Raw genomic sequence first — 26,043 nt, forward strand, 5'->3', positions numbered from 1 at the left:
GTCAAACGAACCCCATCAATTGGGCATCAAAGGGATAGGTCGAAAGGTTCTCATACCCGTCTTCTGTGATGAGAACCTGATCTTCCAGTTTGATCGAGAAGTCCCCGCCCACTTCGCCGACGGCGGCTTCGACGCAAAGGACCATGCCGGGCTCAAGAGGGTAATCATACGCGCCCGGCACTGCCTTGTCCGGATAAGCGACCAGAGGCCATTCGTCACACAGCCCCACCCCATGCATCAGGCAACCATATTTCTGCGCCTGAAACTTGTCGTCCAGTCGATGACTGTTGGCGGTCAGTTCTGGGATCATGACGCCGGGTTTCAGCATCTCCATATTGGTCATGATATGCTCATGGGCGTGCTGCATGGCATAGATCATGTCGGGTCGCGGTTTTTGATCACCGACCCACCATGTGCGTGAAATGTCGATGCAAATCCCGTACGAGCCGATAAGATCCGTGTCGAAGGCGATGATCTCGTTGGCTTGCGTAATGCGCGGACCACATTCCTGAAACCAAGGATTCGTACGCTGCCCCGAGGCCAGCAGTCGGGTTTCGATCCATTCGCCGCCGCGCCGGATATTTTCAGCGTGAAGAATAGCCCAGATGTCGTCCTCGGACGTCTTGCCGTCGCCCACATTGGCACGGGCAAATTTCTCCATCTCGGCGACGGCTGTTTCGCAGGCGTGGTTCGCGCAGCGCATCGCCAGAATCTCATCCGGTCCTTTGATGGCGCGGGTTTTTTCGGTGACCTCTTCGCCTTCCATGATCTCGAACCCTTGCGCTTCCAAAGCGCGCAGCCCGTGCAACATGATTTTGTCGACAGCCAGCCGCATGTTGCCGCCACTATGTTCTTCGATCAGGGCGCGTACTTCGTTCGAGAACACATCTGCCGCCACATCCACCTTGTCGCCACGGTCGAAATAGAACAGATCCGCGCCCGAGCGCTGTTCGCGTACCAAGGGGTTGAAAGTCGAAAGAAACGGAGAATTCTTGTAGTCCCAGATCACCATGTAGCCGTCCGCACAGAGCAGCACGGCACGAAACGGGTTATGTGTGTTCCACAGCTGCATGTTTGTGCTGTCGGTCGCATAGCGGATGTTGAGCGGGTCAAACATCAGCAAGCCGCCGTAACCACGATCAACGACAGCTTGGGTCAGACGTTTCCATCGATATTCGCGCATTGATGCCAGATTGGGCAGGGTCAGGCCAGCGGCCTCCCATTCGGCAAAGGCCAGTTGTGTTGGGCCTATCTCAATCCGGTCCAAGTCGTTTGGCGTACCGTCGCCAAGGGTCGCGCCCTTTGTCGGGTCGATCTTTCGACCATCGCGGTAGTGAGTGTTCATGGCGGCCCTCCCTGCCTATTTATTAAGCGTGGAGAATCATTGCGCTGTCGTCTTGATATTTTGCGACGGTCGGCCCGTCGCTTTTTGACCGACAACAGAATGGCATGGTGGTAAGTCGACCTCATGACGATTTTGCAAAGCTCGATCCCGTACGACCCTCTTTCGGAAAGGCCCCTGCCGGGCATCCAACCTGCCAGCATGGAGACGTGGCTGCATCGTGATGATGCCTTCGCCGCACAGATGCAACATCGAGGGGCGTTGCTGCGTGATCGCCGCGCTGACGTTTTGGCGCTGGATCCCGCCGCCGAGCCTGCCGCGCAAGAAGTGTTGGATCTGGTGCTTCACCACGCTTATCCGGGGGGTTCTGGCACTGTCATTCGACCGGATGGGCAAGAGGTTTGCATTGATCGCAAACACCCGTTGGAGACTCTTTGCAATTTGGTGCAGGAAGATATTTGCATCCTGCAAAAGCGGGGTGAAGAGCACGTTCTGACCGGTGCGATCCTGTGCTTTCCGGCCAGTTGGCGATTGTCCGAGAAATTCATGCGTCCGTTGATCGACATCCACCTGCCAGTGGACAGATATGACGAAAACGTTGCGCGCCGCGTGCAACGCCTGTTTGATGGAATTCAACCCGGCCGACCACTGTGGCGTTATAATGCTTTGTGGTACGACAACGCCGAGTTGTACCAGCCGCGCAGTGCTCAAGAACCACGCCACATCAAGGACCCTGGTACTGCACCTTATTTACGAAGTGAGCGCCAAACCCTGCTGCGCCTTCCCAAATCGCAGTCAGTCATATTTTCGATCCACACATACGTTTTGGCAGCAGAGCGTCTGCGCAAAATAGAAAACCCCGCCTGATGGCGGGGCCTCCTAGGAGGGTCTTGTTTTGTGAGTTACATGCCCAAAGCGTTGGCAACGCCCGCGAAAGCCCCGCTTGTGCTGAGAGCAGAGATCGCTACGGAATAGGCAAGTACCTGGGTGTTCAGGCGAAAGTCTTCGCCCCTTATCAGGTTCACAGCGGCCATTGAGGCCGCGATCGGGACAGACACACTGGCCACGGCACCGGTTAGTCCCCAACTGGTCAGTCGCAGGATGTCACTTGGTTGTTCGTGGTCGAGGGGGGGCGTGTCCTCCCGATCTATTGGCTGCTCGATAGGTTCTGTCCGAAAAGCGATGCTGAGCAACTGCTCATCCGACAACTGGATCGGCCGGGCTGCCGGAGGCGGCGCCTTTTTTTGTGGCTCGTCCAGTGGGTCTTCCTCAATAGTGTCCAGCTCCGCAAATGGGCCAGAAACCGCCTCGAAAACTTGCTTTCTATTCCTCTTTTTTTTAGCGGGGGGCAGAGTGTCAAATGCACTCATGAATTGTTCGATGGTCAGAACCGTGTTGGGCGATAGCCACTCGACCCGTTTGGTCGCGCAAATGTCGACCATGCGATACAGGATCACCACCAGCATTAGTTCTGAGATTTCAGTGTCATCCAGCAATTCTGAGACCGGAGACACAGTTATTGTCAGCCGATTTTGCGGCAAGGTCACGGCGGGGCGTTTAATCGTTTTCAATCCGGCCGCGCGGTCCACACGTTCGATCCGCGTCTCGCTTGCTGGCACCTGAGTGTCCAGTGTCAGCCGCACAAGATACTGGCTACAAACGATGCTGGCTTCGGTGGAATCGAGAACGCTTTTACGCTCTACCAGATGGCCATAATCTTCCAAAGTCGCAGCCACAATCGCGCTGAAACGTTCGATCGCGCCATCGGTCTCGCCGTCAAACTGCAGGCCACCATGATAGCTGTTCTTCGGAGTCACTGCGCATTCCTCTGCCGCATGTTGTGTTGAAATACAGCCTAGCAAGGAAAATAGGGCAGATTTGGGCGGTAATGGAAAAAAATCACAAATTGCAAAGATTGATTACGCTCAGGAAACCTAGGCATTTTGGGGGCCGTTTAATGTTCATGGCAAGAATGTGACCAAAATGTGGGGCAGTTGCGCGGAAATGTGGCCAGGGTCAGCCGTCGATTCGGGCGGCCATTATCGCGATCGATTGTTGGTACACGGTGGCGGCATTCCATTGCTGGATGACCGCAAAGTTCGGCTGCCCCGGTTGGTAGCCGCGCCCCGGTTTCCAACCCTTTTTGCGCAAAAAGTTGGCTGTCGATGCCAGCGCGTCAGTCATGTTGTAAAAGTCGACGTTACCGTCACCTGTTGCGTCGACTCCATAGGTCAACGCATTGCCGGGTAGAAACTGTGTGTGCCCCAATTCGCCATGTTTCGCGCCCTTGGTAGCTGTCGTAATGCTGCCTTGATCGACCAGTTTTAGGGCACCAATTGCGTGGGGAATAAAGAACTCGGACCGACGACAATCATAGGCCAGCGTGGTGATAGCCGATACAACCTGACTGTCGCCCATAAAACCACCAAAGCCCGTTTCCATCCCATGGATGGCAATAAGTACACCTGCGGGCACTCCGTATTGCCGTTCGAGAGCGGCGTAAAACTGAGGGTTTCGTGCTTTTCGTTTGCGCCCTTGCGCGACGATTGTATCTGCTCCGCGCACTTGCATGAATTTGTCTAACGAGTACTTAAAGCTTTTTTGATTGCGGTCTGCGGCAATTGTTCGGGTGGCATAGGTCGTTTGGGCCAATGCCTGAAGCCCCTTTTTCTTGACGCCAGCACGTTTTGCCTGTCGTGAGAAGTCCTTTTTCCAGGCTTCAAACCCGGCGCTGGTGTTTCCGCATTGGGCAGCAAGCCCAGCTGTAGGAAGGAAAACGGTCAGAGCAATTGCCAAGCGCAACATCATAATAATCCCAAAATACACACCCCAACCTTACGATGCGTCTTTGGTCTGGCAAAGGGCTTAGTACAGGTCCAACTCTCCGCTGTGCTTGAGGGCCTCAAACCACTCATCCGGCGTTTTGTTGATCTTGGCATGTTTGACCATCATGGCGTTCATGTTCGGAAGGTTGGACGAGTCCGGCCAGTCCTCGGGGCTCCACAGGTTCGCGCGGATCACGCATTTAGGGCAGTGCGCAAAAACAGTTTGCACCTTAATCAGAAGTGCAAGTTTAGGCGGTCGGGCTTGCACAGTCATCGAGGCCAGTAGTTTTGGATCAGCGCATATTTGGGCAGTTCCTCGGATACGCAGCGTCTCCATCTTTCCTGGCACGAAGAAGATAACACTGGCGCGTGGGTCTTTCAGGATGTTGTGAAAGGTATCCACCCGTTTGTTGCCGGGGCGGTCAGGGATGGCGATCAAGTTGTCCGACAGCACCTGAACAAAGCCACATGGATCCCCACGCGGGGATACATCCAGATACCCGTCCGGATTGGCCGAGGCGATCAGGCAGAACGGCGAGGTCGCGATGAAGTCGCGGCACATCTGGTCAAGTGCCGGCAGTTCTTTGGCGATGATCTGGGGCAGGGGCGCGCCGGTGATCCGTTCCAGTTCTTCGGGTGTGGTCACGAAGTTGGTGAATTCGGTGTCCATGCGATCTCCTCCTAATCGTTAGTGTGGAAGATCACCCGGAATGAGACAAGGGCGCCCGGTTGGACGCCCTTGAAAGAATTTTCATCGAAAATTCTTGGATCAGCAGCTGTAGTACATGCCGTATTCTACAGGGTGCGGTGTGTGCTCGTAGGTTTCGACCTCTTCCATCTTCAGCGCGATGTAGCCGTCGATCTGGTCTTTGGTGAACACGTCGCCTTGCAGCAGGAAGTCGTGATCGGATGCCAGAGCTTCCAGCGCTTCGCGCAGCGAACCACATACGGTCGGGATGTCGGCCAGTTCTTCGGCCGGCAGATCGTACAGGTTCTTGTCCATAGCTTCGCCCGGATCGATCTTGTTCTTGATGCCGTCCAGACCAGCCATCAGCAGAGCAGCAAACGCCAGGTAGGGGTTCGCGGCTGGGTCGGGGAAGCGGGCCTCGACGCGCTTGGCTTTCGGGCTTTCGGTCCACGGAATACGGACACAACCCGAACGGTTACGGGCCGAATAGGCGCGCAGAACAGGGGCCTCAAAGCCCGGGATCAGGCGCTTGTAGCTGTTGGTCGAGGGGTTGGTGAAGGCGTTCAGGGTCTTGGCGTGCTTCAGGATGCCGCCAATGAAGTAGATCGCTTCGTCCGACAGGTCAGCGTACTTGTCGCCAGCGAACAGAGGTTTGCCGTCTTTCCAGATCGACATGTTCACGTGCATACCGGTGCCGTTGTCACCTGCGATCGGCTTCGGCATGAAGGTGGCCGATTTGCCGTAGGCATGTGCAACGTTGTGGATGACGTACTTGTACTTCTGCAGCTCGTCGGCCTGCTTGGTCAGGCTGTCAAAGATCAGACCCAGCTCGTGCTGGCAGGACGCAACCTCGTGGTGGTGCTTGTCCACTTTCATGCCCAGACGCTTCATGGTCGACAGCATTTCCGAGCGTAGGTCTTGCGCTTCGTCAACGGGGTTCACGGGGAAGTAGCCGCCCTTAACGCCCGGACGGTGGCCCATGTTGCCCATCTCGTACTCGGTGTCGGTGTTCCACGACGCGTCGGTCGCATCAACTTCGTAGGATACCTTGTTGATGCTGTTGGAGAAGCGGACATCGTCAAACAGGAAGAATTCTGCCTCGGGGCCCATGTAGGCAACGTCACCAATACCCGATGCTTTCAGGTAGGCTTCGGCTTTCTGGGCGGTGCCGCGTGGGTCACGCTCATAGGCTTCGCCGGTGTCGGGCTCAACGATCGAGCAGTGCAGGCAGATGGTCTTTTCCGCGTAGAACGGATCGACATAGGCGCTTTCTGTGTCGGGCATCAGTTTCATGTCCGATGCTTCGATCGACTTCCAGCCAGCGATCGACGAGCCGTCGAACATGAAGCCTTCTTCCAGGAAGTCTTCGTCAACCTGGTCCGACATGATGGTGACGTGCTGAAGCTTGCCGCGCGGGTCGGTGAAGCGGATGTCGACGTATTCTGCGTCTTCATCACGGATCAGCTGAAGAACTGCGTCCTTGCTCATACTCTATTTTCCTCTGATTGGAGTGTTCGATTACAGCGCTTCCGAGCCGGTTTCACCGGTCCGGATGCGAATGGCTTGCTCAACGGGCGACACAAAGATCTTGCCGTCGCCGATTTTGTCGGTCTTAGCGGCCGAGACGATGGCGTCGATGGCAGCATCGACCTGATCGTCGTCCAAAACGACTTCGACCTTCACTTTGGGCAGAAAGTCGACCACGTATTCCGCACCGCGGTACAGTTCGGTGTGGCCTTTCTGGCGACCAAACCCTTTAACCTCGATCACGCTCAGACCCTGGACGCCAACGTCCTGCAGTGCCTCTTTTACCTCATCGAGTTTGAACGGTTTGATGATCGCTTCGATCTTCTTCATCCCGGGCTCCCTTTAACTCTTGTCAGGATGGCAGTGACCACGTCTAAGATCGGGCGGCAATCGGATTGCGAATTTGGTCCCGTTTGGCCGCTGGGAAAATAGGCTTAGGTTTAAATTTTAATCAGGTTGCACAAAAAGTAATCGAAATTGAATCGACTGGGAATTTTGAGATGACGGAACTGCTGACGGCTGCTCAGATGCGGGCCATCGAACAGGCCGCGATTGAGTCTGGTGAGGTGACCGGACTGGAGCTAATGGAGCGGGCCGGGCAGGGCGTTGTCGACGCGATTTATGAGGAGTGGCCCGAGTACAAGGATCGAGGGGCCAGCCCCTCGAGCTCCCCGAGGTATTTGGGGCCAGATGAAGGGGATCCACTGCGCGCTGTGGTGTTGTGCGGGCCGGGGAACAATGGCGGTGATGGGTTTGTTGTTGCGCGTCTGCTGCATGCGTTGGGGTGGAACCTTGAGGTGTTTCTGTACGGGGATGCTGAGAAGCTGCCGCCGGATGCGCGAGTGAATTATGAGCGGTGGATCGAGTTGGGGGCTGTCAAAGCTCGAAAGATTGATCCACCACCCTTGGGGGATGAGTATCTGCCTTTCCCGGATCATTTGGACCTGATTGTCGATAGCTTGTTTGGAACCGGTTTGACTCGTCCTTTTGGGGGGGCGTTTAGCCTTTTGGCTCAAGAGGCGGTGAAAACTTTGCTAACAGAGAAAGGTGTTCGGGTTGTGTCCGTAGACACACCGAGTGGATTGTGCGCAGACAGCGGTCGGGCGATAGGCTCCGCAATTTCGGCTGATTTGACCGTTTCATTTCATACTAGAAAGATTGGTCATCTAATCGCGGATGGTCCCCGATATTGTGGAAAGACTGTTGTGGCTGGCATTGGGCTGCCGTCACTGGAAAAGCCTGATTCAGCGGCCCGAAGTGCTTTGGTTAGGCTCCACGATCAGGAAAAACTGGTTCGGGTGCTGTGTACGGAAGCAGATCAAAGCAACTTGCCACAGTATCTCTTCAAAAAGCTTTACGAGCATAAATACTCCCACGGTCACGCCCTGATCCTCTCAGGCGGCGCTGCGCAAACTGGAGCTGCGCGGTTAGCGGCGAGGGGGGCTTTGCGGATTGGGGCTGGGTTGGTGACGCTTGGGGTGCCGGGCTCGGCTCAGATGGAGGTGGCGGCGCAGGTGACGGCCCTGATGGTGCAACGCGTTGATGGGGCCGAGGGGTTTGCGGATGTGCTGGGCGACGAGCGGTTGAATGCGCTGTGTCTTGGGCCTGGAATGGGGTTGGAGCGGGCGCGCGAACTGGTGCCGGTTGCGTTGCAGGCCAAGCGGTCGACCGTGCTGGATGCGGATGCTCTGACGGCGTTTGCAGATGATCCGGCGGCCCTGTTTGGGCAGTTGCACGAGAATTGCGTTCTGACCCCGCATGGGGGCGAATTTGCGCGCCTGTTCCCGGATATTGCCCAGAAATTGGCGGCTACGCCAACCAAAGGCCCGGCCTATTCCAAGGTGGACGCCACGCGCGAAGCCGCCAAGCGGGCGAGGTGTGTGGTTCTGTTCAAGGGGCCAGACACGGTGATTGCCGCGCCGGATGGGCGATGTTCGATCAATGCTGCTGTCTATGATCGTGCGGCACCTTGGTTGGCTACGGCCGGGTCAGGGGATGTTCTTGCAGGGTTCATCACGGGCCTTTCGGCGCGCGGGTTCAGTCCGATGCAGGCGGCGGAAACGGGCGCTTGGCTGCATGTGGAATGCGCGCGCAACTTTGGGCCGGGTCTGATCGCCGAGGATTTGCCCGAGCAGTTCCCTGCTGTTTTGAAACAGATCGAAGCCTGATCCGCTTTGAGGCAGGCCTGTATTGCTGTCTGTCTCTTCCGCGTCGCGGGAAACTAGTCACCAACAATTTTAGACAAAAGACGGTCAAAACAAGGCTGATCGGGCAGTTGCCTCTTGCACGCGGGGGGCTGGGCAAATAGAAGGCGTCAAATTTGCCCGGCGCGCCGTTTTGCGCGCCCCGAATCCTATGGGGACTACCATAATGCAGGTTACCGAGACGCTGAACGAAGGTCTGAAACGCGGCTATAACATTGTCGTATCCGCCGCCGAGCTGGACGACAAAGTGAATGAGAAACTGGTTGAAGCGCAGCCAGAAGTCGAAATGAAGGGTTTTCGCAAAGGCAAGGTGCCGATGGCGCTGCTGAAAAAGCAGTTCGGCCAGCGTCTGCTGGGTGAAGCGATGCAGGAAAGCATCGACGGTGCGATGAACAAGCATTTTGAAGACAGCGGCGATCGTCCGGCTCTGCAGCCCGAGGTCAAGATGACCAACGAGGACTGGAAAGAAGGCGACGACGTCCATGTCGAAATGTCCTATGAGGCTCTGCCCGCGATCCCCGAGGTTGACCTGAAATCAGTCGAGCTGGAAAAACTGGTCGTCAAAGCCGATGACGCAGCCATCGAAGAGGCGCTGAACAACCTGGCCGAAACCGCGCAGGATTTCAAAGCGCGCCGTAAAGGCTCGAAAGCCAAGGATGGCGACCAGATCGTATTCGACTTTGTCGGCAAGGTTGACGGCGAAGAATTCGAGGGTGGCTCGGCCGAAGACTACCCGTTGGTTCTGGGCTCAAACAGCTTCATTCCCGGTTTCGAAGAGCAGCTGGTTGGCGTTAAAGCCGAAGAAGAAAAAGACGTTAACGTCACCTTCCCGGCTGAATACGGTGCCGAGCATCTGGCCGGAAAAGACGCTGTTTTCACCTGCACCGTGAAAGAGGTGAAAGAACCCGTCGCTGCAGAAGTGAACGACGAGCTGGCCACCAAGTTTGGCGCTGAAGACCTGGAAGCCCTGAAGGGCCAGATCGCCGAGCGTTTGGAAGCCGAATATGCTGGCGCTTCGCGCGCAGTCATGAAACGTGCCCTGCTGGATGCGCTGGACGAGAAAGTCTCGTTCGACTTGCCGCCGTCGTTGGTTGAGGCGGAAGCCAAACAGATCGCACACCAGCTGTGGCACGAAGAAAACCCGGACGTTGAAGGTCATGACCACGATCCGATCGAACCCACCGACGAGCACAACACATTGGCCGAGCGCCGCGTGCGTTTGGGCCTGCTGTTGGCCGAGCTGGGGCAGAAAGCCGAAGTTGAAGTCACCGATGCCGAGATGACTCAGGCGATCATGAACCAGGCACGTCAGTACCCGGGTCAGGAACGTCAGTTCTTTGAGTTCGTGCAGCAGAACGCTCAGATGCAGCAGCAACTGCGTGCCCCGATTTTTGAGGACAAGGTCATCGACTACATTGTCGAGCTGGCTCAGGTCACCGACAAGGACGTCAGCAAAGACGACCTGCAGAAAGCTGTCGAGGCTTTGGAAGAGGAATAATTCTCTTTCGCCCCTTTCGGGCAAGCAAGATAAAACGCGGAGCCGTCTGGAAACAACGGCTCCGCTTGAGTGGCTTACGCTATGAGGTGAGGGGGTCAGGCCTCATGAGCGAAAGCGCGGGGGGTACTCAGCAGAGCGAACTTCTGCTCTGGCGTAAACTTATCCGAAAGTTCTTCAATCAGCCTCAGAACAGCGTCAACTTCGTCTTTCGAGGTGGCTGCACCCATTTGTTCCACAAAGTACTTTTCGAGCTGATTGAGCGGCTTACGGTCGTAGTTTGCAGCCTTGGGCGCTGCTTTGGTCGTGTCGAACAACGTGCGTGCTTGTTCGTCGCTTAGAAACACATCGTGCGCGATTCCTGCATATTTCCGAATTCCGGAAATCCTTTCGTCCGAGCAATCCATAAGTGCGGCCATGGCAACAACTTTGCCCATTGGTTTGGCAGAGCCTAAATAGTCATACGGAGCGTTACCAGACCGTTGCAGAACCCGGTTCATGACAGGATCAATCACAGCGATCGAATCCAGCACTCCTGCCATCTTTGCGTATTCGAACGACCCTATCATGACCTCGCTGGTTACGTACGAGACCGAATTTTCGCCCCTGCCACGCCCCAGTTTCTTTGTGTCGACGCAAAAACGGGTTGCTTCCCACACTTGCGCGCTGCGCAGAGGCGGTTCGCCGTCCAGAATCGAGTTAAACACGTCTGCCAGCATATGTGGCCCCGTGGTCTGCAGCAACCGCATGCAGCCTACGACGTCCCCCTCGTCGTTTAGGCTGACCACGTGTGCAGGATTAAGCGTATCAAATTTGTCGACTTCCCGACCGTCGCGGATGTTCACATCCCATCCCAAGCGGTCGCCGAAAACGCGCGCGCGCAGTTGATACATTTCGTCCAAGACGTCTTTGAATTTATGTTGGTTTATACCATCAATCACGATGATCATTTCCATCCCCCTACAGATTGGTTACCGTGAATGGAAAATTAACCAAGTTATGATCTGAGACTATTGGGGGTTTCCCGTAGAGAAGCGGTTTTTTGGTTAACCAGGGGCGATTATTCCAAGTCCTATGGCGCGACCAATCGCCTGTGGCGTGGTCAAAGCCCCGAGTTTCTCGCGGCCGGACCTAACGTGAACTTCAACTGTGCGGTGCGAGATCGAAAGAATATCGCCGATGTCCTGTTGCGACTTCCCTTCCGCTACCCATTGCAAAATCTCTTTCTCACGCGTGGACAGGGTTGGCAGATACAGGGCTTTTGCCAAAAGCCCGGACTGCATGACGGTGTCATGCGCCTGGACTGCCGCCAACTGCAGGTCTCCCATAACGTGTCGCTTCAGTCTTTCCCATTCCTCATCCGAGCAGTTGCGGGTCACGTTCAGCAAGCCACATTCGCCATAGGGACCCCGGACCGGAACGGTCAGCCCCCGCGGGGTAATTCCAAAGTCGTGGGCATCTTTGAAAACCGTGTGAAACTTTTCATCTTGGCTAAAACGACTCCAGTCCACCGGTGCGATGCTAAGCATGGATTGGTACAAAGTTGGATCGAAGTGATGAAACCCTTGGCTTCCGTAGTGGATCTTCCATTCGTCGGGGTAATTTGCATAGCCCTGAACATCCCCTTTGACGGGGTTGAAAGTTGCATAGGATGCGTAATCAAAGCCAAGTTCGTTGCAAACGGCATTGATAATGTCCGCCGCAGACCTTTCTTCTTGTTCGATCCTGGCTAGGTCGATGAGCTTCAAGTGTCTAACCTTCGTGATAACTATCCTCTCCCCAGAGCATAGTCGTATCTGTCCAAATTAAAGCATACGTTGCGTCACCTTGATGATGTGACGCAAGCAAATAGTTCGCTTTGCATGGTGTTAATGCAGTGAAATGGCAATAGATACGTAGGAATTGGCCTGTTTTTGCAGCGGTATTTTGCGGATTGTTGCCGACTGCAGGACAAGTTGTCTCACTCGGGTTTCAACCCAGTCTCGACCAGCAATCCGCGGGCCTTGGCCTCAGGCCAATAGCCCTTGGCATAAAGGAAAATCGCGCGCTGCTGATCGCCGTCGGACAATAACCATGCTCCGCGTAGGTATTTGCCCGCAAATTCCAGATTGGTATCGGCGTCCAACAGGCCCTGTGGGTCACCACTGTAACCCATGGACCGGGCTGTTGCCGGAAGGATCTGCAACAGGCCATAATAGGGACGGTTCACCGCCCACGGCCGGTGTGTGCTTTCTCGGATGGCGAGCTTGTGAACCAACTCTCGCGGGAGCTCGTAGTGATCGGCCCATTTGTTGATCGAGGCCCGCAACTCGGGCGTCTCATTGGGATAAAGCGGAGGATCAAATGCGGCACGTGTCGGGGTGTCCGGGCTTCCGCATGCAGCAAGAGGCGCGGCGAGCAACAGGGCAATCAGATTACGGCGCATGATTTTGGTCATCGAGATCTCCGGCGTTTGTCGCGATACTAGGAAACTTGGTTTCGTCCGCAAGGGTAGCGGAAGATTCCGGCTGAAATATGCCGTTGGGACCTTGAATGAAAAAAGGCCGCGCATGATGACGCGGCCTTTCTCAAATCCAGTGAAGAAGATCAGGCTTTTGCTTCGTCTTCTTCCGCAGCTGGTGCTTCGTCAGCAACCAGGTCATCGTCGTCCGACGCGGCCGAACCGATGTCGTCGAACAGCTCGGCGATTTCGAATTCAGCGGCTGCTTCTTCTTCGGCAGCCAGTTCCTGGATCGACTTGCCCGAAGCTTGCAGTTCGGCTTCTTCTTCCGAACGGGCGACGTTCATCTGAATCTCGACTTCGACCTCGGGGTGCAGTTTGACTGCGAGCGAGTGCAGACCCAGTTCCTTGATCGGTGCGATCAGGGCGATCTGTTTCTTGTCGACGGTGAAGCCAGCTTCGGTCGCGGCCTCTGCGGCGTCACGCGGAGTGACCGAGCCATACAGAGCGCCAGCATCCGATGCCGAGCGAATCACGATGAACTGCTGACCGTCCAGCTTTTCAGCCAGTGCTTCAGCTTCTTTCTTGGTTTCCAGGTTGTGCGCTTCAAGCTGCGCCTTGCGGGCTTCGAACGAGGCGATGTTCGACTCGGACGCGCTCAGGGCTTTGCCTTGGGGCAGCAGGAAGTTGCGGGCGTAGCCAGGCTTGACGTCAACGACGTCGCCCATCTGACCCAATTTCGCAACGCGTTCCAGCAGGATAACTTGCATGTCAGTCTCTCCTTACTTCACGGCGTAGGGCAGCAGGGCGAGGAAGCGGGCGCGCTTGATAGCACGGGCCAGTTCACGCTGCTTTTTCGCCGAAACGGCGGTGATGCGCGAAGGTACGATCTTGCCACGCTCAGAGATGTAGCGCTGCAGCAGACGGGTGTCCTTATAGTCGATCTTCGGCGCGTTATCGCCCGAGAACGGGCAGACCTTGCGGCGGCGGAAAAATGGTTTTGCGGCCATGGTTTAATGTCCTTTCGTCAGGCGTTGATCAACGGCGCTCGCGGCGGCCTTCGCGCTCGTCGCGCTTCTGCATCTGGACCGAGGGGCCCTCGGCATGTTCGTCGACCTTGATGGTCAGAACGCGCATGACGTCTTCGTGCAGGCGCATCAGGCGCTCCATTTCCTGAACCGCGCCAGCAGGCGAGTCGGTTTTCAGGAAGGCGTAGTGGCCTTTGCGGTTTTTGTTGATCTTGTAGGCCATCGTCTTGACACCCCAGTACTCGCTTTCGACGACGTTGCCGCCGTTGTCAGCCAGAACGGTGCCGAAGTGTTCGACGAGGCTTTCTGCCTGCGCGTTGGACAGATCCTGACGCGCGATCATTACATGCTCATACAGTGGCATGTGCACTCCTGTTTATATCAAGGCGCATTTCATAGGCGGGGCCATCTGGTCCTTCGCGACCCTGCCACGAGAGGCTGCGCGATTCATACGGTTAGCGAAGGATGGCCCCGTATACACGTTTATTGCGACGGGGCAAGTCCCGTCACATATGCCTTGGTGAAGTCGTGCTATTTTCACTGCGACGCCCAATTCCTGACGCTTTTCAATTCGATCTTAACTCTCATACCGGGACAATAACCGGACACACCGGACCCAAGTCGGCAACCTGAGAAACAGGGTGAGAGAAATGACCGCGATTAATACGAATACACTCGAACAGACCGCGTCAAACGCGAGTTTTGAGAAATCCGTTCCAGTTCTGATCGCGTTCGCGCCGAACTGGAAAGTCCGCATGATCCTGGCGCGCATGGTTGGTGCGTTCCTGATTGTGATGGCATTTTCAATGTGGCTCGCTCCGGGCTCTGCCATGGCTACCGAAGTCTGGCCGATCAAACTGGCCGCGTCGCTTGCCTTTCTTGTTGTCGGTGTCAGTCTTCTGACCATTCAGGTGATGGATGCCCGTCCTGATGCGTATTTCGATCCGATCCGCCGTGAGGTGCGCGTTTTGCAAAAGAACGAAAACGGTCGGCCCCAGACTGTTCTGCGCCGCAGCTATGACACGCTGGGCGGTGCCAAGTTCAGCGATGACCAGGTCGAGCTGTTCGACGTGGACGGCAGCTTGTTGATGAAGCTGCCGTTGCAATCGGCGGATGTCAGCCGAGCGCTGAAGGGTCAACTGAGTGGAAGTGTAACAATCTTCGCCTGATTTTTATTCTGTTCATATAGGAACAGAAGTTGTGAGAGAATAAAGCTTGTGTGCCGCCCTTGGGCGGCACATTTTTGTTATCGAGCAACCCAACAGGTTTGCATCCACAACAATGCGGAGTTTGTCATGAAATCCACCCTTCTTGCTGCTGCACTGGCCGTGTCGGCGACTTCGGCGTTTGCCAGCGCCGAGAAATACGTTCTGGACCCAAGCCACAGCCAGGTCATCTTCAACTACAATCACCTTGGTTTCTCGACGACCTATGGCATGTTCTCGGGTTTTGAAGGCGAGATCATGTTCGATCAGGAAAACCCGGCAGCGTCCAGCGTGTCTGTGTCTATGCCAGTCGTTGAGATGTTCACCGGTTGGAAACCGCGTGAAGATCACTTTATGACCGAAGATTTCTTTGGCGTGACCGAAGGCGACTTGATCTCATTCACGTCGACCGGGATCGAAGTTACCGGTGAGAACACCGCCAACATCACCGGAGATCTAACCATGAACGGCGTTACCAAGTCGGTCGTGCTGGACGCCAAACTGAACCAAGTCGGAGAACACCCGATGGCTGGCAAACCTTGGGCCGGTTTCGACGCAACAACCACTCTGATCCGCAGCGATTTTGATCTTGGCCAGTTTGCCCCGTTCGTCAGCGACGAAGTTCAAATCCAGATTTCGGTTGAGGCGCAAAAAGCAGAATAAACCGCTTTTATCTGTTGAAATCGAAACCGCCGGAGCGCAAGCTCCGGCGGTTTTCTTTTACTCGCCGCGTGTCGCGATCAAGTCTACCAAAACGATGACCGTGAACCCCAGTGAGTCCTCGGTAGGCTGCGAGGTTCCGACGTCGAAATCCATTCGGTTCAACTCCAACTTGCCGGACACTGTGGCGGTATCTTCCTGCAGATCCAGAGTGAAGGGCAACACCACGTCGACAGATTTGTCGCGAATGGTCAGAGGCCCGCGTGCCTCGTACCCGGTTTCGGTCTTGAACAGATCGGCTGTGAATTGCGCCGTAGGGAATTGCGCGCTGTCGAAGAAATCAGCCCCCATTGCCTGTCCGCTTACTGTGCCGAGGCTTAGAGAAGGGATTGAGATCGTTACATTTGCCGATCCAGCCAAACCGGGTTCCGCTGGGTCGTCAAACGCGATTGCAGCAGTCCAGTCGGCGAAACTGCCAGTTACGGGACTGCCTAATTGGCTAATGGTGATACCCAATGTGCCTTCTTGTACCTGCCACTCCGATTGTACCTCGGCCAGTTCGGCGGTGTCGGTATGGGCGCGAGAGTGATGGCTGAATGCGCCGATTCCCCAGCCGCCGATCAACACGGCACCCCAGACAACCAGCGCGGCAAACGCCGGTGTTGCCGAATGATGCTGAGCTGGAGGTTCCGGTGACTGCGTAGAACCGGGCAACATACGCCTCAACGTGCTGTCCTTGTCGATGACATGGTGTTTCACCGCCCCGGCAATGTGCAGCACCAGAGAACCGCCAAGCGTCCATACGAAAAGCCAATGTAGGCTGGCGGTGAATTCGGCCAGATGCTCGGATTTGGGGACCAAAGGCAGGTTTTGCCCAAATGGCCAAAGGATCGGCGCAAATCCCTCGGCCGCCGCGTGGTGAATCCATCCGGTCAGCGGCACCAATACCAATGAGCCATACAGTAGCCAGTGTACGGTTTCCGCGGCAAAAGCTTCGGGCTTGTTGTCGGCGTTCAGAAGGCCGGGTTTGGTTTGCGTCAGGGCCCACAGGATGCGTGCGAGGGCGACGAAAAAGACGGCCACGCCGACAGTCTTGTGTAGCGAGAACAGGCGCGCTGCGCGTGAGATGTCATCTTCTGTCGTTGGGACGTTCGGATCATAGATCGCCTGAGCCAGTTCGTTGGCAAAATACCCCAGAGGGAACGCGGTAAAGATCAGCAATGCGGTCAGCCAGTGGAAGGCCTTGGTGACACTGCCATAGCTTGAGAATGTATTGGTCGAGGGCATCTGGCGCTCCGGGGGTTAGGTGGCTTTGCTCAAACTAAAGCCATGGGATCAGGACTCAAGGGGGCAGGGCGCACAGCTACGGTGCCTTTGTGCAGAGATCAGGCAGTGCTTGTGCCGCGCGGTTACACAGTTTACACCCCGCCGCAACCTAACGTCATCCAAGAGGTTGCAATGACACGCGCATTTGTTTTCCCGGGGCAAGGTGCCCAGACCATCGGAATGGGCAAAGCTCTGGCCGAGGCTTACCCTGCCGCACAGGCGGTTTTTGACGAGGTGGACGAAGCCTTGGGAGAAAAATTGAGCAGCCTGATCTGGGACGGTGATATTGCCGAGCTGACCCTGACGCAAAACGCACAGCCTGCACTGATGGCCTCGTCCATGGCGGCGATGCGGGCGCTGGAGGCCGAGGGCGTCTTGATCACCGATGCAGCCTTTGTTGCCGGGCATTCGTTGGGGGAATATTCCGCGCTGGCCGCTGCTGGTGCGCTGACGGTTGCGGATACTGCGCGTCTTCTGCGCACCCGTGGTCAGGCGATGCAAAGCGCCGTGCCAGTGGGCGAAGGTGCGATGGCCGCGATCCTTGGGCTGGACCTTGAGGCCGTGCGCGCCGTGGCGGATGAGGCCGCACAGGGTGAAGTCTGTCAGGCCGCAAACGACAATGACCCGACACAGGTTGTGGTCTCGGGCGCGAAGGCTGCTGTGGAACGCGCGGCCGAGATTGCCAAGGAAAAGGGCGCCAAGCGCGCAGTCATGCTGCCTGTCAGCGCGCCCTTCCATTGTGCCTTGATGCAGCCTGCTGCTGACGTGATGGCCGAAGCTTTGGCAGGGGTTGAAATCAAATCGCCTGCCGTGCCGCTGATTGCCAATGTGCGCGCCGAGGCGGTCAGTGACCCCGATCTGATCCGTCAGTTGCTGGTCGAGCAGGTCACCGGCTCGGTCCGCTGGCGCGAAAGCGTGCAGTATATGGCCGCGCAGGGCGTTACCGACACGTGGGAGATCGGGGCAGGGAAAGCTCTGTCCGGGATGATCCGCAAAATCGACCGTTCGATCGCGGGTAAAGCTGTCGGCACGCCGGATGACGTGCAGAATGTGACCCAGGCCGAATCGTAAGATACCGCGCGTCGCGTGGCGCGTAGCTAAAGGATAAGAGAATGTTTGATTTGACAGGTAAGAACGCACTGATCACCGGTGCCTCGGGCGGGATCGGTGGTGAGATCGCGCGCTCTCTGCATGCTGCAGGCGCTACGGTGGCGCTTTCGGGCACGCGTGTTGAACCTCTGGAGGCGCTAGCCGCCGAACTCGGCGATCGTGCCCATGTGCTGCCCTGTAATCTGAGCGACCCTGAGGCTGTGGTCGCCCTGCCAAAGCAGGCGACGGATGCGATGGGGTCGGTCGATATTCTGGTCAACAACGCGGGTATCACGCGTGACAACTTGTTCATGCGCATGTCGGATGACGAATGGCAGAGCGTAATCGACGTTAACATGACCTCGACCGCGAAACTCTGCAAAGGCGTGCTGCGCGGCATGATGAAGGCGCGTTGGGGCCGGATCATCAACATCTCGTCCGTGGTGGGCGCGACGGGCAACCCCGGTCAGGCGAATTATGCCGCGTCCAAGGCGGGGATGGTCGGGATGACCAAGTCGCTGGCATACGAGGTCGCAAGCCGCGGAATCACGGCCAATGCGGTGGCGCCCGGCTTTATCACCACGGCGATGACCGACAAGCTGACTGACGATCAGAAGTCGGGCATCCTGGGTCAGGTTCCGGCCGGACGTATGGGGGACGCGTCGGAAATTGCCGCGGCAGTTCTGTACCTTGCCAGCCCCGAGGCCGGATATGTGACCGGAACCACCTTGCATGTAAACGGCGGTATGGCCATGTTGTGACCACCTGTCGGGGCAGGCGCGAAAGCGTTTGCCTTAGGCGTTGTCTGTGCTATAGGCGGCGCATCAATTCGGGGGTCGGCCGTAGGGTCGGCCTTCTAGTTACCCGGCAATCGGGAACCCAAACCGCCCAGACGGGCACATCAAGGCCAGCCTGAGCGGGCAAGGGCAGAACCGGGCACTATGCCCTGAAATGGAATGAGGAATAGACATGAGCGACGTCGCAGATCGCGTTAAGAAGATCGTTGTTGAGCACCTGGGTGTTGAAGAAGATAAAGTAGCGGAAAACGCTTCCTTCATCGACGATCTGGGCGCAGACAGCTTGGACACTGTTGAGCTGGTCATGGCCTTCGAAGAAGAGTTCGGCATCGAGATCCCCGATGACGCAGCCGAGACCATCCAGACCTTTGGCGACGCCGTCAAATTCATCTCTGAAGCGTCCTAAGACCTTAGAGAATCCTAAAAAGCGGCGCTTCCGGGCAACGGAGGCGCCGTTTTTTGTTGCGTGGACGCTATTCGGGCTTGTCAGAGGTTGTTTTCGTCCGCACCCTTTCCACTGAGGCAAAAAATTCAGAGCGGGCAGGGCATGATACGATCCACCCCGATGATAAACACGGCACGCTTGACGCTCTGCGCCATGCGGCCTGAGGATTTCAACCGGTTCGCCGAGATCTGGCGCAATCCGTGTGTCGTGCGGCATATCGGGGGCAAGCCACGGTCGCGCGGCGAAGCCTGGGATTCGTTCTTGCGCAATGCGGGGCATTGGCAGATGGCCGGATTCGGCCAATGGGCTGTAATTCAGCAATCGAATCGGCAGATGATCGGACAGGCCGGGTTTTTCTATGGCAATCGCGCGCTGGGCGAGGATTTCGACGACTTTCCCGAAGCGGGTTGGGTGCTTGCCCCAGAAGCCCAAGGGCAGGGCATGGGCCTTGAGGCCGCGCAGGCCGCCCATGACTGGTTCGACCGGATTATGCCCGGTCCATTGGTTGCAATGGTAAATTCCGACAATTTGGCTTCGCAAAAACTGGCGGCGCGGTTGGGATATGTCGAAATGCGCGAGGATGATTATCAGGGGTCTCGCGTGTGCCTGTTGCGGCGAAACGGTCCTCCGACGCGGCACTGACAGTGCGGTTTGCGATGCCGCAAAAAGTCCGCAGTTTGCCGAAACTGGTAATTTCGCGGACCGGTACTGCGTGTATGCTGATCTCATGTGCAAAGGATTGAGCGGAGGATCAGGCTCATGAGGATTTACCCCACTATGGAATTGCAGAACGGCCGGTGTGTCACGCTGGACAAGGGCCGTCTGGACGAAGCTATGATCTGGCATGTGAACCCTGCCGAAACAGCCCGCAGCTGGGCGGCCGCAGGGGCGGAATGGATGCACCTGACGGATTTCGACGCCATCGAAGGGCGTGATACCAATTCGGAACTGGTCGAAGAGATCATCCGGTCAGCCGAAATCCCGGTGCAGTTGGCTGGCGGTATGCGCACGCGCGAACAGGTCGAACGCTGGATTGACAAGGGAGCGGGCCGGATCGTCATCGGGACGTTAGCTGCCTGGGACCCCAATCTGGTGAAGGAATTGGCCAAGCTGTATCCGGATCAAATCGTTCTGGCTGTTGATGTCTGGCAGGGCTTCGTCATGACAGAGGGGTGGCGCAGCCAAAGCGCCTTTACGCCGGACGCATTTGTCGAAGCATTTGCAGACACGCCTTTTGCGGCCATTCTGGTGACCGATATTGATAGCGATATGAACGATGTCGAAGCTCAGCTGGGTCTGATTTCCGGGTTGGCAGAAAAGTCACGCACGCCGATTATTGCCAGTGGCGTGGTGCGCTCTGCCGACGATATCTCACGGCTGGCCTACATCCCGAATATCTCGGGTGCGCTGGTTGGGCGCGCGCTATTCCGTAAGACATTGGAACTGTCCGATGCGTTGGAGGTTGCCACCGCTGCGCATGAACCGGTCGCAGAGTTCCAATAATCGAAGACCAACCCAAGGACGCCGCCCTTTCAAGCTATAGCAAGGGCGGTTTTCCGCCTTTTATGCTGTTTGCCAGTGTGCCGATACCAAGATGGCGCGAACAGCTTTCCGGCGGAATGTACCCTTGCTCTTGCCCCCACACCCCGGGCCGGGGTATGAGCGTTTCTTAAACACGAAGCAGGCAAGAGGCACTTCATGCGCAGAGTCGTTGTAACCGGTCTGGGATTGGTCACTCCGTTGGCCAGCGGGGTCGAGGAAACCTGGTCGCGGCTGCTGGATGGAGAATCCGGCGCTGGTCCGATCACTCAGTTTGATGCCGAAGGCAGTGGGGTCACAACGACCTACGCCTGCGAAGTCCCGCGCGGGGACGGCACCAATGGGACGTTTAACCCTGACGATTGGATGCCGCCGAAAGAGCAGCGCAAGATCGAGGATTTCATCCTGTATTCCATCGCAGCGGCCGATATGGCCTGCGAAGATGCGGGTTGGATGCCCGAAGATGAAGAAGCGCGCTTACGCACCGGAGTCCTGATCGGCTCCGGGATTGGCGGTCTTGGGTCCATTGCGGAAACAGCCAATCTGATCCGCGACAAGGGTCCGCGCCGCGTCTCACCATTCTTTATTCCGGGTGCACTGATCAACCTGGCCTCTGGGCAAGTGTCGATCCGACGTGGGTTTAAGGGGCCAAACCATTCGGTTGTAACGGCCTGTTCGACTGGTGCGCATGCCATCGGTGATGCAAGCCGCATCATCCGTACAGGTGATGCGGATGTCATGGTTGCTGGCGGTGGCGAAGGCTGCATCTGCGAGATCGGCATCGCGGGCTTCAATTCGTGCAAGGCGCTTTCCACTAAATTTGCCGATGACCCCAAGAAAGCCAGCCGTCCGTATGACATTGATCGTGACGGTTTTGTCATGGGTGAAGGCTCTGGGATCGTGGTCCTGGAGGAATACGAGCACGCCAAGGCGCGTGGTGCAAAGATTTATGCCGAGGTTCTGGGCTATGGCATGTCTGGTGACGCCTATCACATCACCGCGCCTAGCGAAGATGGCGATGGGGCTGAACGCTCGATGCAGGCCGCGCTGCGCAGCGCGGGCCTTGAGCCCAAGGATCTGGACTATATCAACGCGCATGGCACATCGACCATGGCGGATACCATTGAATTGGGCGCGGTCGAGCGTTTGCTGGGCGATCATGCGGCGAATGCCACGATGAGCTCGACAAAATCCGCGACGGGCCACTTGTTAGGTGCTGCGGGCGCGATCGAGGCGATCTTCTCGATCCTCGCAATCCGTGACCAGGTTGCGCCTCCGACGATCAACTTGGATAACCCGGCGGTTGAAACTCCGATCGACCTAGCCCCTAACGCCAAGCGCGAACGCAAGATCGATGTGGCGCTTTCAAACTCTTTCGGCTTTGGCGGCACCAATGCCAGCGTGATCTTCGGAAAGGTCAGCTAAATGTGGCGGGCCCTGGCATCTAACATGCTGACCATTCTAGTGGTCGGCTTGTTCTTGATGGGTGGTCTGATCCTGTGGGGGCAGTCGCGGTACAAAAGCGAAGGCCCGTTGGAAACGGCGATCTGTTTGAGGGTCGAACGCGGATCGAATATGGGGGAGGTCAGCCAGCTTCTGCAGGATCAGGGTGCAATTAGCAGTGCCACGGTTTTTCGTATGGCGGCGGATTACACTGACCGGTCCCAGCAGTTGAAGGCTGGCAGCTTTCTGGTGCGCGAAGGCGCGTCGATGGAACAGATCATCGACGAAATCACCAGCAGTGGCGCCAGTACCTGCGGATCTGAGATCGAATATCGCATCGGTGTGACCCGTATCCAGACCCGTGTACGTGAACTGAATCCTGCCACTCTGGCCTTTGACGAAATTGCATCTTTTGACGTCACCGATGAAGACGTGCCCGCCGCGTATACTGAGAAAAGCGAAGATTCGGACACGCGCTATCGCGTTTCAGTTGCCGAGGGCGTGACCTCGTGGCAGGTGGTTGAAGGTTTGAAACAGATTGGGGCCTTGACCGGCGAAGTGACTGAGATTCCGGCCGAAGGGATGTTGGCGCCTGACAGCTACGACATCGCGCGCGGAACTGATCGGATGGCCGTGCTGAAGGGGATGCAGGACAAGCAGCAACTTCGGATCAACGCGATCTGGGAAAGCCGTCAAGGTGATCTACCGATCTCGAACCCCGAAGAAATGCTGATCCTTGCTTCGATCATCGAAAAAGAAACCGGTGTTCCACATGAGCGTGGGCAGGTGGCCAGTGTGTTCGTCAACCGTTTGGAGCGCGGCATGAAGCTGCAAACCGACCCGACGGTGATCTATGGCGTTACCAAGGGACAAGGCACGTTGGGACGCGGATTGCGTAGGAGTGAACTTCGTCGGGCAACCCCTTGGAATACTTATGTGATTGACGGTTTGCCGCCGACGCCAATTGCCAATCCGGGGTTGGCCAGTCTTGAGGCCGCCGTAGCACCGGAGGAGACAGACTATGTGTTCTTCGTGGCGGACGGAACAGGGGGGCACGCTTTCGCGGAAACGCTGGACGAGCACAACCGAAACGTCGCCAAGTGGCGCGAGATTGAAGCCCAGAGGAACAGCTCGGGCAACTAAAAAAGGGCCGCGTCCGAAACGCGGCCCTTTTTTTATTATGCTGCTGGACGCCTGCGTGGGCGGCGCCGTTTAGAGGCGGCGGGTTTGGGCCCGGACTTAGCCCCTTGTGGCTTACGCGCCCGGAAACCGCCCTGTTTGCGTGGCTTCTTGGGCTCGGCGAATTCAGGCATAGTTCCGCTGGCGACCGGAATGTCGATTTTCATCAGCTTTTGTATTTGCTTCAGCTGGTCCAACTCATCCGGGGCGCAGAAAGCGATGCCCTCACCCTCGCGCCCTGCGCGGGCCGTGCGGCCAATGCGGTGGACATAATTGTCAGGCACTTCTGGCAGGTCATAGTTGATCACGTAAGCGACGCCTGGAATGTCGATGCCACGCGCGGCAACGTCGGTTGCGACCAGCACATTGACCTCGCCAGCGCGGAAGGCCTTGATGGCGCGATCCCGCTGACCTTGGCTTTTGTTGCCGTGGATCGATGCCGCGTTGAACCCGTCTTTGACGAGGTCTTTCATCAGCCGCTCGGCCCCGTGTTTGGTGCGCGAGAAGACCAACGTCAGAGCGTCCATATCGGCGGAGAGGATTTCACGCAGCTTGCGAGGCTTGTCCGCCCGCGACAGAAAGTGAACGGACTGAGTGATCTTGTCCGCTGCTTTACCCGGGGGCGAGACCTGAATGCGCTGCGGGTTGGTGAGGTAAGATTGGCTCAGCTCTTCCATCTGTTTCGGCATGGTGGCCGAGAACAGCATCGTCTGGCGCGGCGTGCCCAATGCGGGTGCGATTTTTCGGAGCGCATGGATAAAGCCCATGTCCAGCATCTGGTCGGCCTCGTCCAGCACCAGATGGCGCACTGAACCAAGGTCGACGGCTCCGCGCTCCATCAGGTCGATCAAACGGCCGGGGGTGGCGACCAGAATATCGGTGCCGCGCGACAGGAAGGAAATCTGCTTACCGATGGATTGGCCACCGACAACGGTGGCGACGCGTAGTTTTGTCTTTTGCGTGAGGGCACGCAGGCTGTCCGCGATCTGGTTCACCAGTTCGCGCGTCGGAGCAAGGATCAGAGCCTTGACCGTCTTGGGTGCAGGTTTGGCCGGTTGCGCAAGCAGGTGATCAATCAGCGGCAGGCCAAAGGCCAGCGTTTTACCGGTGCCGGTCTGGGCCAGACCAAGAATGTCATGTCCATTCAGCGCCATCGGGATGGCCTGGTTTTGGATCGGGGTAGGTTGGGTAAAGTTCGCCCGTTTCAGGGCGTCGTTCAAAGCCGGGGCAAGGCCCAGCATGTCAAAGTCGAACACGTAATAATCCTTTGATATCCGCAGCTTTGAGCGCGGATGCGTGTGACCGCGCAAAAGCACGGCAGGCAGGGTTTAGCGAGACCTCGGGACGCACAGGCGTATCCTGCACCGTCCGGCCGTCGCATCAAGAACCCTGCGTGAAGGGGAACCAGGAGAGATATGGTGCGCCGGTGGGGCTAAGGCCCGAATGCTCACGCGGCGGCGCTGATGGCGTGCACATGAGGGTTGGCGCGGGCATTGTCAAGTATTTGTCTGATGGACTGGCTGTCGGAGTTCTAAATTCTGCTGGCGTTCTCAATCAGTTTGAGCCATCGATTTCCGAGTGGCGGTTTAGCGCGTCGTAACACTACGGGGCGAAGTTTGGGGTTGGGAATGAAGGGAAGTGCACAGCAGGGCGATAGCCTGAAGCTCGCCAGCGGTGCCCTGGTTCTGGGCGGTATGATGTGGGGGCTGTACTGGATCCCTGTCCGCTACTTCGTGGATCAGGGGCTGGACGGGGCTTGGCCGGGGATTGTGATGTATTCGGTCGCGCTGCTTGGCCTTTTGCCGCTTTTGTGGCGCGACCGGCACGATCTGGCACGGCGCTGGCAGGATTTGATGTTCAGCGGCATGTTCACCGGTGCGGCCTTTGGTCTGTTCACGATCAGTCTGGTCTATACGGATGTCGTTCGAGCCATCCTGCTGTTCTACCTGACGCCGGTTTGGGGCACGATCTTAGGCCGGGTTTTTCTTGGCGAGCGTCTGACCAGAGCCCGCGTTTTGGGGTTGATATCCGGTCTTGGCGGCATGGCGATCGTCCTTGGCAGCGGCCACGGCATCCCTTGGCCCAGCAATGTCGGAGATTGGGCGGCGCTGGTATCCGGCATGGCCTGGGCGGTGGGCACGCTGGGTTTGTATCGCTCCTCGGGCATTTCGGTTCCGGGGCAGGTGTTTGCGTTTATTACTGGGGCTCTGCTGCTGTCGCTGATCAGCCTGGTGTTCAGCGCAGGCGGGGTGCAACAGCAAAGCGCGATTGTTGTCGGTGTGCTGCCCATTGCGATGCTGTCGGTGCTGTACACTCTGCCGATGATCTTTCTGACGATCTGGCCCGCGACTTTACTGACACCGGCCCGGGTGGGGTTGTTATTGATGAGCGAGGTTGTGGTTGGCCTAATTTCGGCTGCTGTGTTTTCGGGCGAGCCCTTTGGGCTGCGCGAGGCCGCGGGGGCGGTACTGATTGTGAGTGCTGCAGTGCTGGAGATCGCTCGGGGTTGAGCGAGTTTACCGGTGGATAGACAGGTTAAACGCTAAAAGTCTTAACGAGCAGTTCGGTTCCCGTTGCATGGGTGTTGCGCAACATATTGACTTTGCGCGCTTTTTCACCTATAAGTTGTGTCATGCTAGGAGAGATGGGCAGCGGCCCCGGGGTGACCCCGGAGGCCGTTTTTCGTTTCTGTCGTGCGGAGAAAATTCACGCATGAGGTCACAGGCACACATGACTTTGATTACCCCGGAAGAGCGGATGTCCCAGACGGCGGAACTGTTGCAGTCGCTGGAAACATCCATTCGCGGTTTG

General features: G+C 57.0%; 27 protein-coding genes. 13 read left to right on the forward strand and 14 right to left on the reverse strand.

The annotated features are described in order from the left end of the window. Position 1: 1 nt before the first annotated feature. Positions 2 to 1,345: a dimethylsulfonioproprionate lyase DddP gene (gene dddP / locus GOW48_RS07165; RefSeq protein ID WP_170752547.1), complete on the reverse strand. Its 1,344-nt coding sequence runs from the start codon at positions 1,343 to 1,345 to the stop codon at positions 2 to 4. A gap of 123 nt (positions 1,346 to 1,468) precedes the next feature. Between dddP and GOW48_RS07170 the strand changes: the two genes are divergently transcribed. Then, complete coding sequence (locus tag GOW48_RS07170; RefSeq protein WP_170752549.1) at positions 1,469 to 2,209, forward strand: heme-dependent oxidative N-demethylase family protein; 741 nt, start codon at positions 1,469 to 1,471, stop codon at positions 2,207 to 2,209. 35 nt (positions 2,210 to 2,244) lie between these two features. Here GOW48_RS07170 and GOW48_RS07175 read toward each other — a convergent pair whose 3' ends face one another. From GOW48_RS07175 to GOW48_RS07195, 5 genes are all read right to left on the reverse strand, one after another. Beyond that, positions 2,245 to 3,159, reverse strand: coding sequence for a hypothetical protein (locus GOW48_RS07175; RefSeq protein WP_331251755.1), 915 nt, complete (start codon positions 3,157 to 3,159; stop codon positions 2,245 to 2,247). A gap of 199 nt (positions 3,160 to 3,358) precedes the next feature. After that, a complete protein-coding gene (locus GOW48_RS07180) occupies positions 3,359 to 4,150 on the reverse strand; it encodes a lytic murein transglycosylase (RefSeq protein WP_414478906.1) in 792 nt (263 codons plus the stop codon). 57 nt (positions 4,151 to 4,207) lie between these two features. After that, positions 4,208 to 4,837 carry an MSMEG_1061 family FMN-dependent PPOX-type flavoprotein gene (locus GOW48_RS07185; RefSeq protein ID WP_170752553.1) on the reverse strand — a complete coding sequence of 210 codons (630 nt, stop codon included), beginning with the start codon at positions 4,835 to 4,837 and terminating at the stop codon, positions 4,208 to 4,210. Between the two features lie 99 nt (positions 4,838 to 4,936). Beyond that, positions 4,937 to 6,343 (reverse strand): type I glutamate--ammonia ligase, encoded by a 1,407-nt coding sequence (gene glnA / locus GOW48_RS07190; protein ID WP_170354533.1) that lies wholly within the window; start codon positions 6,341 to 6,343, stop codon positions 4,937 to 4,939. A 30-nt stretch (positions 6,344 to 6,373) separates the two neighbouring features. Beyond that, complete coding sequence (locus GOW48_RS07195; RefSeq protein ID WP_170354532.1) at positions 6,374 to 6,712, reverse strand: P-II family nitrogen regulator; 339 nt, start codon at positions 6,710 to 6,712, stop codon at positions 6,374 to 6,376. A gap of 170 nt (positions 6,713 to 6,882) precedes the next feature. Here GOW48_RS07195 and GOW48_RS07200 point away from each other — a divergent pair, with 170 nt between their 5' ends. Continuing rightward, positions 6,883 to 8,550 carry an NAD(P)H-hydrate dehydratase gene (locus GOW48_RS07200; RefSeq protein WP_170752555.1) on the forward strand — a complete coding sequence of 556 codons (1,668 nt, stop codon included), beginning with the start codon at positions 6,883 to 6,885 and terminating at the stop codon, positions 8,548 to 8,550. Between the two features lie 202 nt (positions 8,551 to 8,752). Continuing rightward, complete coding sequence (tig, locus tag GOW48_RS07205; RefSeq protein WP_170752995.1) at positions 8,753 to 10,084, forward strand: trigger factor; 1,332 nt, start codon at positions 8,753 to 8,755, stop codon at positions 10,082 to 10,084. Positions 10,085 to 10,179: 95 nt separating this feature from the next. Here tig and GOW48_RS07210 read toward each other — a convergent pair whose 3' ends face one another. The 6 genes from GOW48_RS07210 to rpsF form a co-directional block, all read right to left on the reverse strand. Next, the gene (locus GOW48_RS07210; protein WP_170752557.1) at positions 10,180 to 11,031 is read right to left on the reverse strand and encodes an acyl-homoserine-lactone synthase; all 852 of its coding nucleotides are present in this window, start codon (positions 11,029 to 11,031) and stop codon (positions 10,180 to 10,182) included. 96 nt (positions 11,032 to 11,127) lie between these two features. After that, positions 11,128 to 11,829: a helix-turn-helix transcriptional regulator gene (locus GOW48_RS07215; protein ID WP_170354529.1), complete on the reverse strand. Its 702-nt coding sequence runs from the start codon at positions 11,827 to 11,829 to the stop codon at positions 11,128 to 11,130. A 212-nt stretch (positions 11,830 to 12,041) separates the two neighbouring features. After that, positions 12,042 to 12,518, reverse strand: a complete 477-nt coding sequence (locus GOW48_RS07220; protein ID WP_170354528.1) for a transglycosylase SLT domain-containing protein — start codon at positions 12,516 to 12,518, stop codon at positions 12,042 to 12,044. 149 nt (positions 12,519 to 12,667) lie between these two features. Further along, positions 12,668 to 13,291, reverse strand: a complete 624-nt coding sequence (gene rplI, locus GOW48_RS07225; protein ID WP_170354527.1) for a 50S ribosomal protein L9 — start codon at positions 13,289 to 13,291, stop codon at positions 12,668 to 12,670. Between the two features lie 12 nt (positions 13,292 to 13,303). Then, positions 13,304 to 13,531 (reverse strand): 30S ribosomal protein S18, encoded by a 228-nt coding sequence (gene rpsR, locus GOW48_RS07230; RefSeq protein WP_005982441.1) that lies wholly within the window; start codon positions 13,529 to 13,531, stop codon positions 13,304 to 13,306. Between the two features lie 28 nt (positions 13,532 to 13,559). Then, the gene (gene rpsF, locus GOW48_RS07235; RefSeq protein WP_170354526.1) at positions 13,560 to 13,913 is read right to left on the reverse strand and encodes a 30S ribosomal protein S6; all 354 of its coding nucleotides are present in this window, start codon (positions 13,911 to 13,913) and stop codon (positions 13,560 to 13,562) included. A 286-nt stretch (positions 13,914 to 14,199) separates the two neighbouring features. Between rpsF and GOW48_RS07240 the strand changes: the two genes are divergently transcribed. Both GOW48_RS07240 and GOW48_RS07245 read left to right on the forward strand, forming a co-directional pair. After that, positions 14,200 to 14,718, forward strand: a complete 519-nt coding sequence (locus GOW48_RS07240; RefSeq protein WP_170724420.1) for a hypothetical protein — start codon at positions 14,200 to 14,202, stop codon at positions 14,716 to 14,718. A 126-nt stretch (positions 14,719 to 14,844) separates the two neighbouring features. Next, positions 14,845 to 15,417 (forward strand): YceI family protein, encoded by a 573-nt coding sequence (locus GOW48_RS07245; protein WP_170354524.1) that lies wholly within the window; start codon positions 14,845 to 14,847, stop codon positions 15,415 to 15,417. Positions 15,418 to 15,474: 57 nt separating this feature from the next. Here the strand turns inward: GOW48_RS07245 and GOW48_RS07250 are convergent, their stop codons facing one another. After that, positions 15,475 to 16,701: a cytochrome b/b6 domain-containing protein gene (locus tag GOW48_RS07250; RefSeq protein ID WP_170752559.1), complete on the reverse strand. Its 1,227-nt coding sequence runs from the start codon at positions 16,699 to 16,701 to the stop codon at positions 15,475 to 15,477. Positions 16,702 to 16,872: 171 nt separating this feature from the next. Here GOW48_RS07250 and fabD point away from each other — a divergent pair, with 171 nt between their 5' ends. The 7 genes from fabD to mltG all read left to right on the forward strand — a co-directional run bounded on the left by fabD (position 16,873) and on the right by mltG (position 23,196). Further along, the gene (fabD, locus tag GOW48_RS07255) at positions 16,873 to 17,811 is read left to right on the forward strand and encodes an ACP S-malonyltransferase (protein ID WP_170752562.1); all 939 of its coding nucleotides are present in this window, start codon (positions 16,873 to 16,875) and stop codon (positions 17,809 to 17,811) included. Between the two features lie 41 nt (positions 17,812 to 17,852). Beyond that, complete coding sequence (gene fabG / locus GOW48_RS07260; RefSeq protein WP_170752564.1) at positions 17,853 to 18,590, forward strand: 3-oxoacyl-[acyl-carrier-protein] reductase; 738 nt, start codon at positions 17,853 to 17,855, stop codon at positions 18,588 to 18,590. 208 nt (positions 18,591 to 18,798) lie between these two features. Next, on the forward strand, positions 18,799 to 19,032 hold the full coding sequence (locus GOW48_RS07265) for an acyl carrier protein (protein ID WP_008756330.1): 234 nt from the start codon (positions 18,799 to 18,801) through the stop codon (positions 19,030 to 19,032). Positions 19,033 to 19,173: 141 nt separating this feature from the next. Next, positions 19,174 to 19,713 (forward strand): GNAT family N-acetyltransferase, encoded by a 540-nt coding sequence (locus tag GOW48_RS07270; RefSeq protein ID WP_170752566.1) that lies wholly within the window; start codon positions 19,174 to 19,176, stop codon positions 19,711 to 19,713. 117 nt (positions 19,714 to 19,830) lie between these two features. After that, positions 19,831 to 20,574 (forward strand): 1-(5-phosphoribosyl)-5-[(5-phosphoribosylamino)methylideneamino]imidazole-4-carboxamide isomerase, encoded by a 744-nt coding sequence (locus GOW48_RS07275; protein ID WP_170752567.1) that lies wholly within the window; start codon positions 19,831 to 19,833, stop codon positions 20,572 to 20,574. Between the two features lie 195 nt (positions 20,575 to 20,769). Further along, positions 20,770 to 22,035 (forward strand): beta-ketoacyl-ACP synthase II, encoded by a 1,266-nt coding sequence (gene fabF, locus GOW48_RS07280; RefSeq protein WP_170752570.1) that lies wholly within the window; start codon positions 20,770 to 20,772, stop codon positions 22,033 to 22,035. Beyond that, positions 22,036 to 23,196 (forward strand): endolytic transglycosylase MltG, encoded by a 1,161-nt coding sequence (gene mltG / locus GOW48_RS07285; protein WP_170752572.1) that lies wholly within the window; start codon positions 22,036 to 22,038, stop codon positions 23,194 to 23,196. It abuts the gene before it with no gap. Between the two features lie 35 nt (positions 23,197 to 23,231). Here mltG and GOW48_RS07290 read toward each other — a convergent pair whose 3' ends face one another. Continuing rightward, positions 23,232 to 24,488 (reverse strand): DEAD/DEAH box helicase, encoded by a 1,257-nt coding sequence (locus tag GOW48_RS07290; protein ID WP_170354516.1) that lies wholly within the window; start codon positions 24,486 to 24,488, stop codon positions 23,232 to 23,234. A gap of 372 nt (positions 24,489 to 24,860) precedes the next feature. Between GOW48_RS07290 and GOW48_RS07295 the strand changes: the two genes are divergently transcribed. After that, a complete protein-coding gene (locus tag GOW48_RS07295; protein ID WP_170752574.1) occupies positions 24,861 to 25,742 on the forward strand; it encodes a DMT family transporter in 882 nt (293 codons plus the stop codon). Positions 25,743 to 26,043: the final 301 nt, after the last annotated feature.

Origin of the sequence: Ruegeria lacuscaerulensis (assembly GCF_013033355.1) — a bacterium.
GTDB classification, from domain to species: Bacteria; Pseudomonadota; Alphaproteobacteria; order Rhodobacterales; family Rhodobacteraceae; genus Ruegeria; species Ruegeria lacuscaerulensis_A.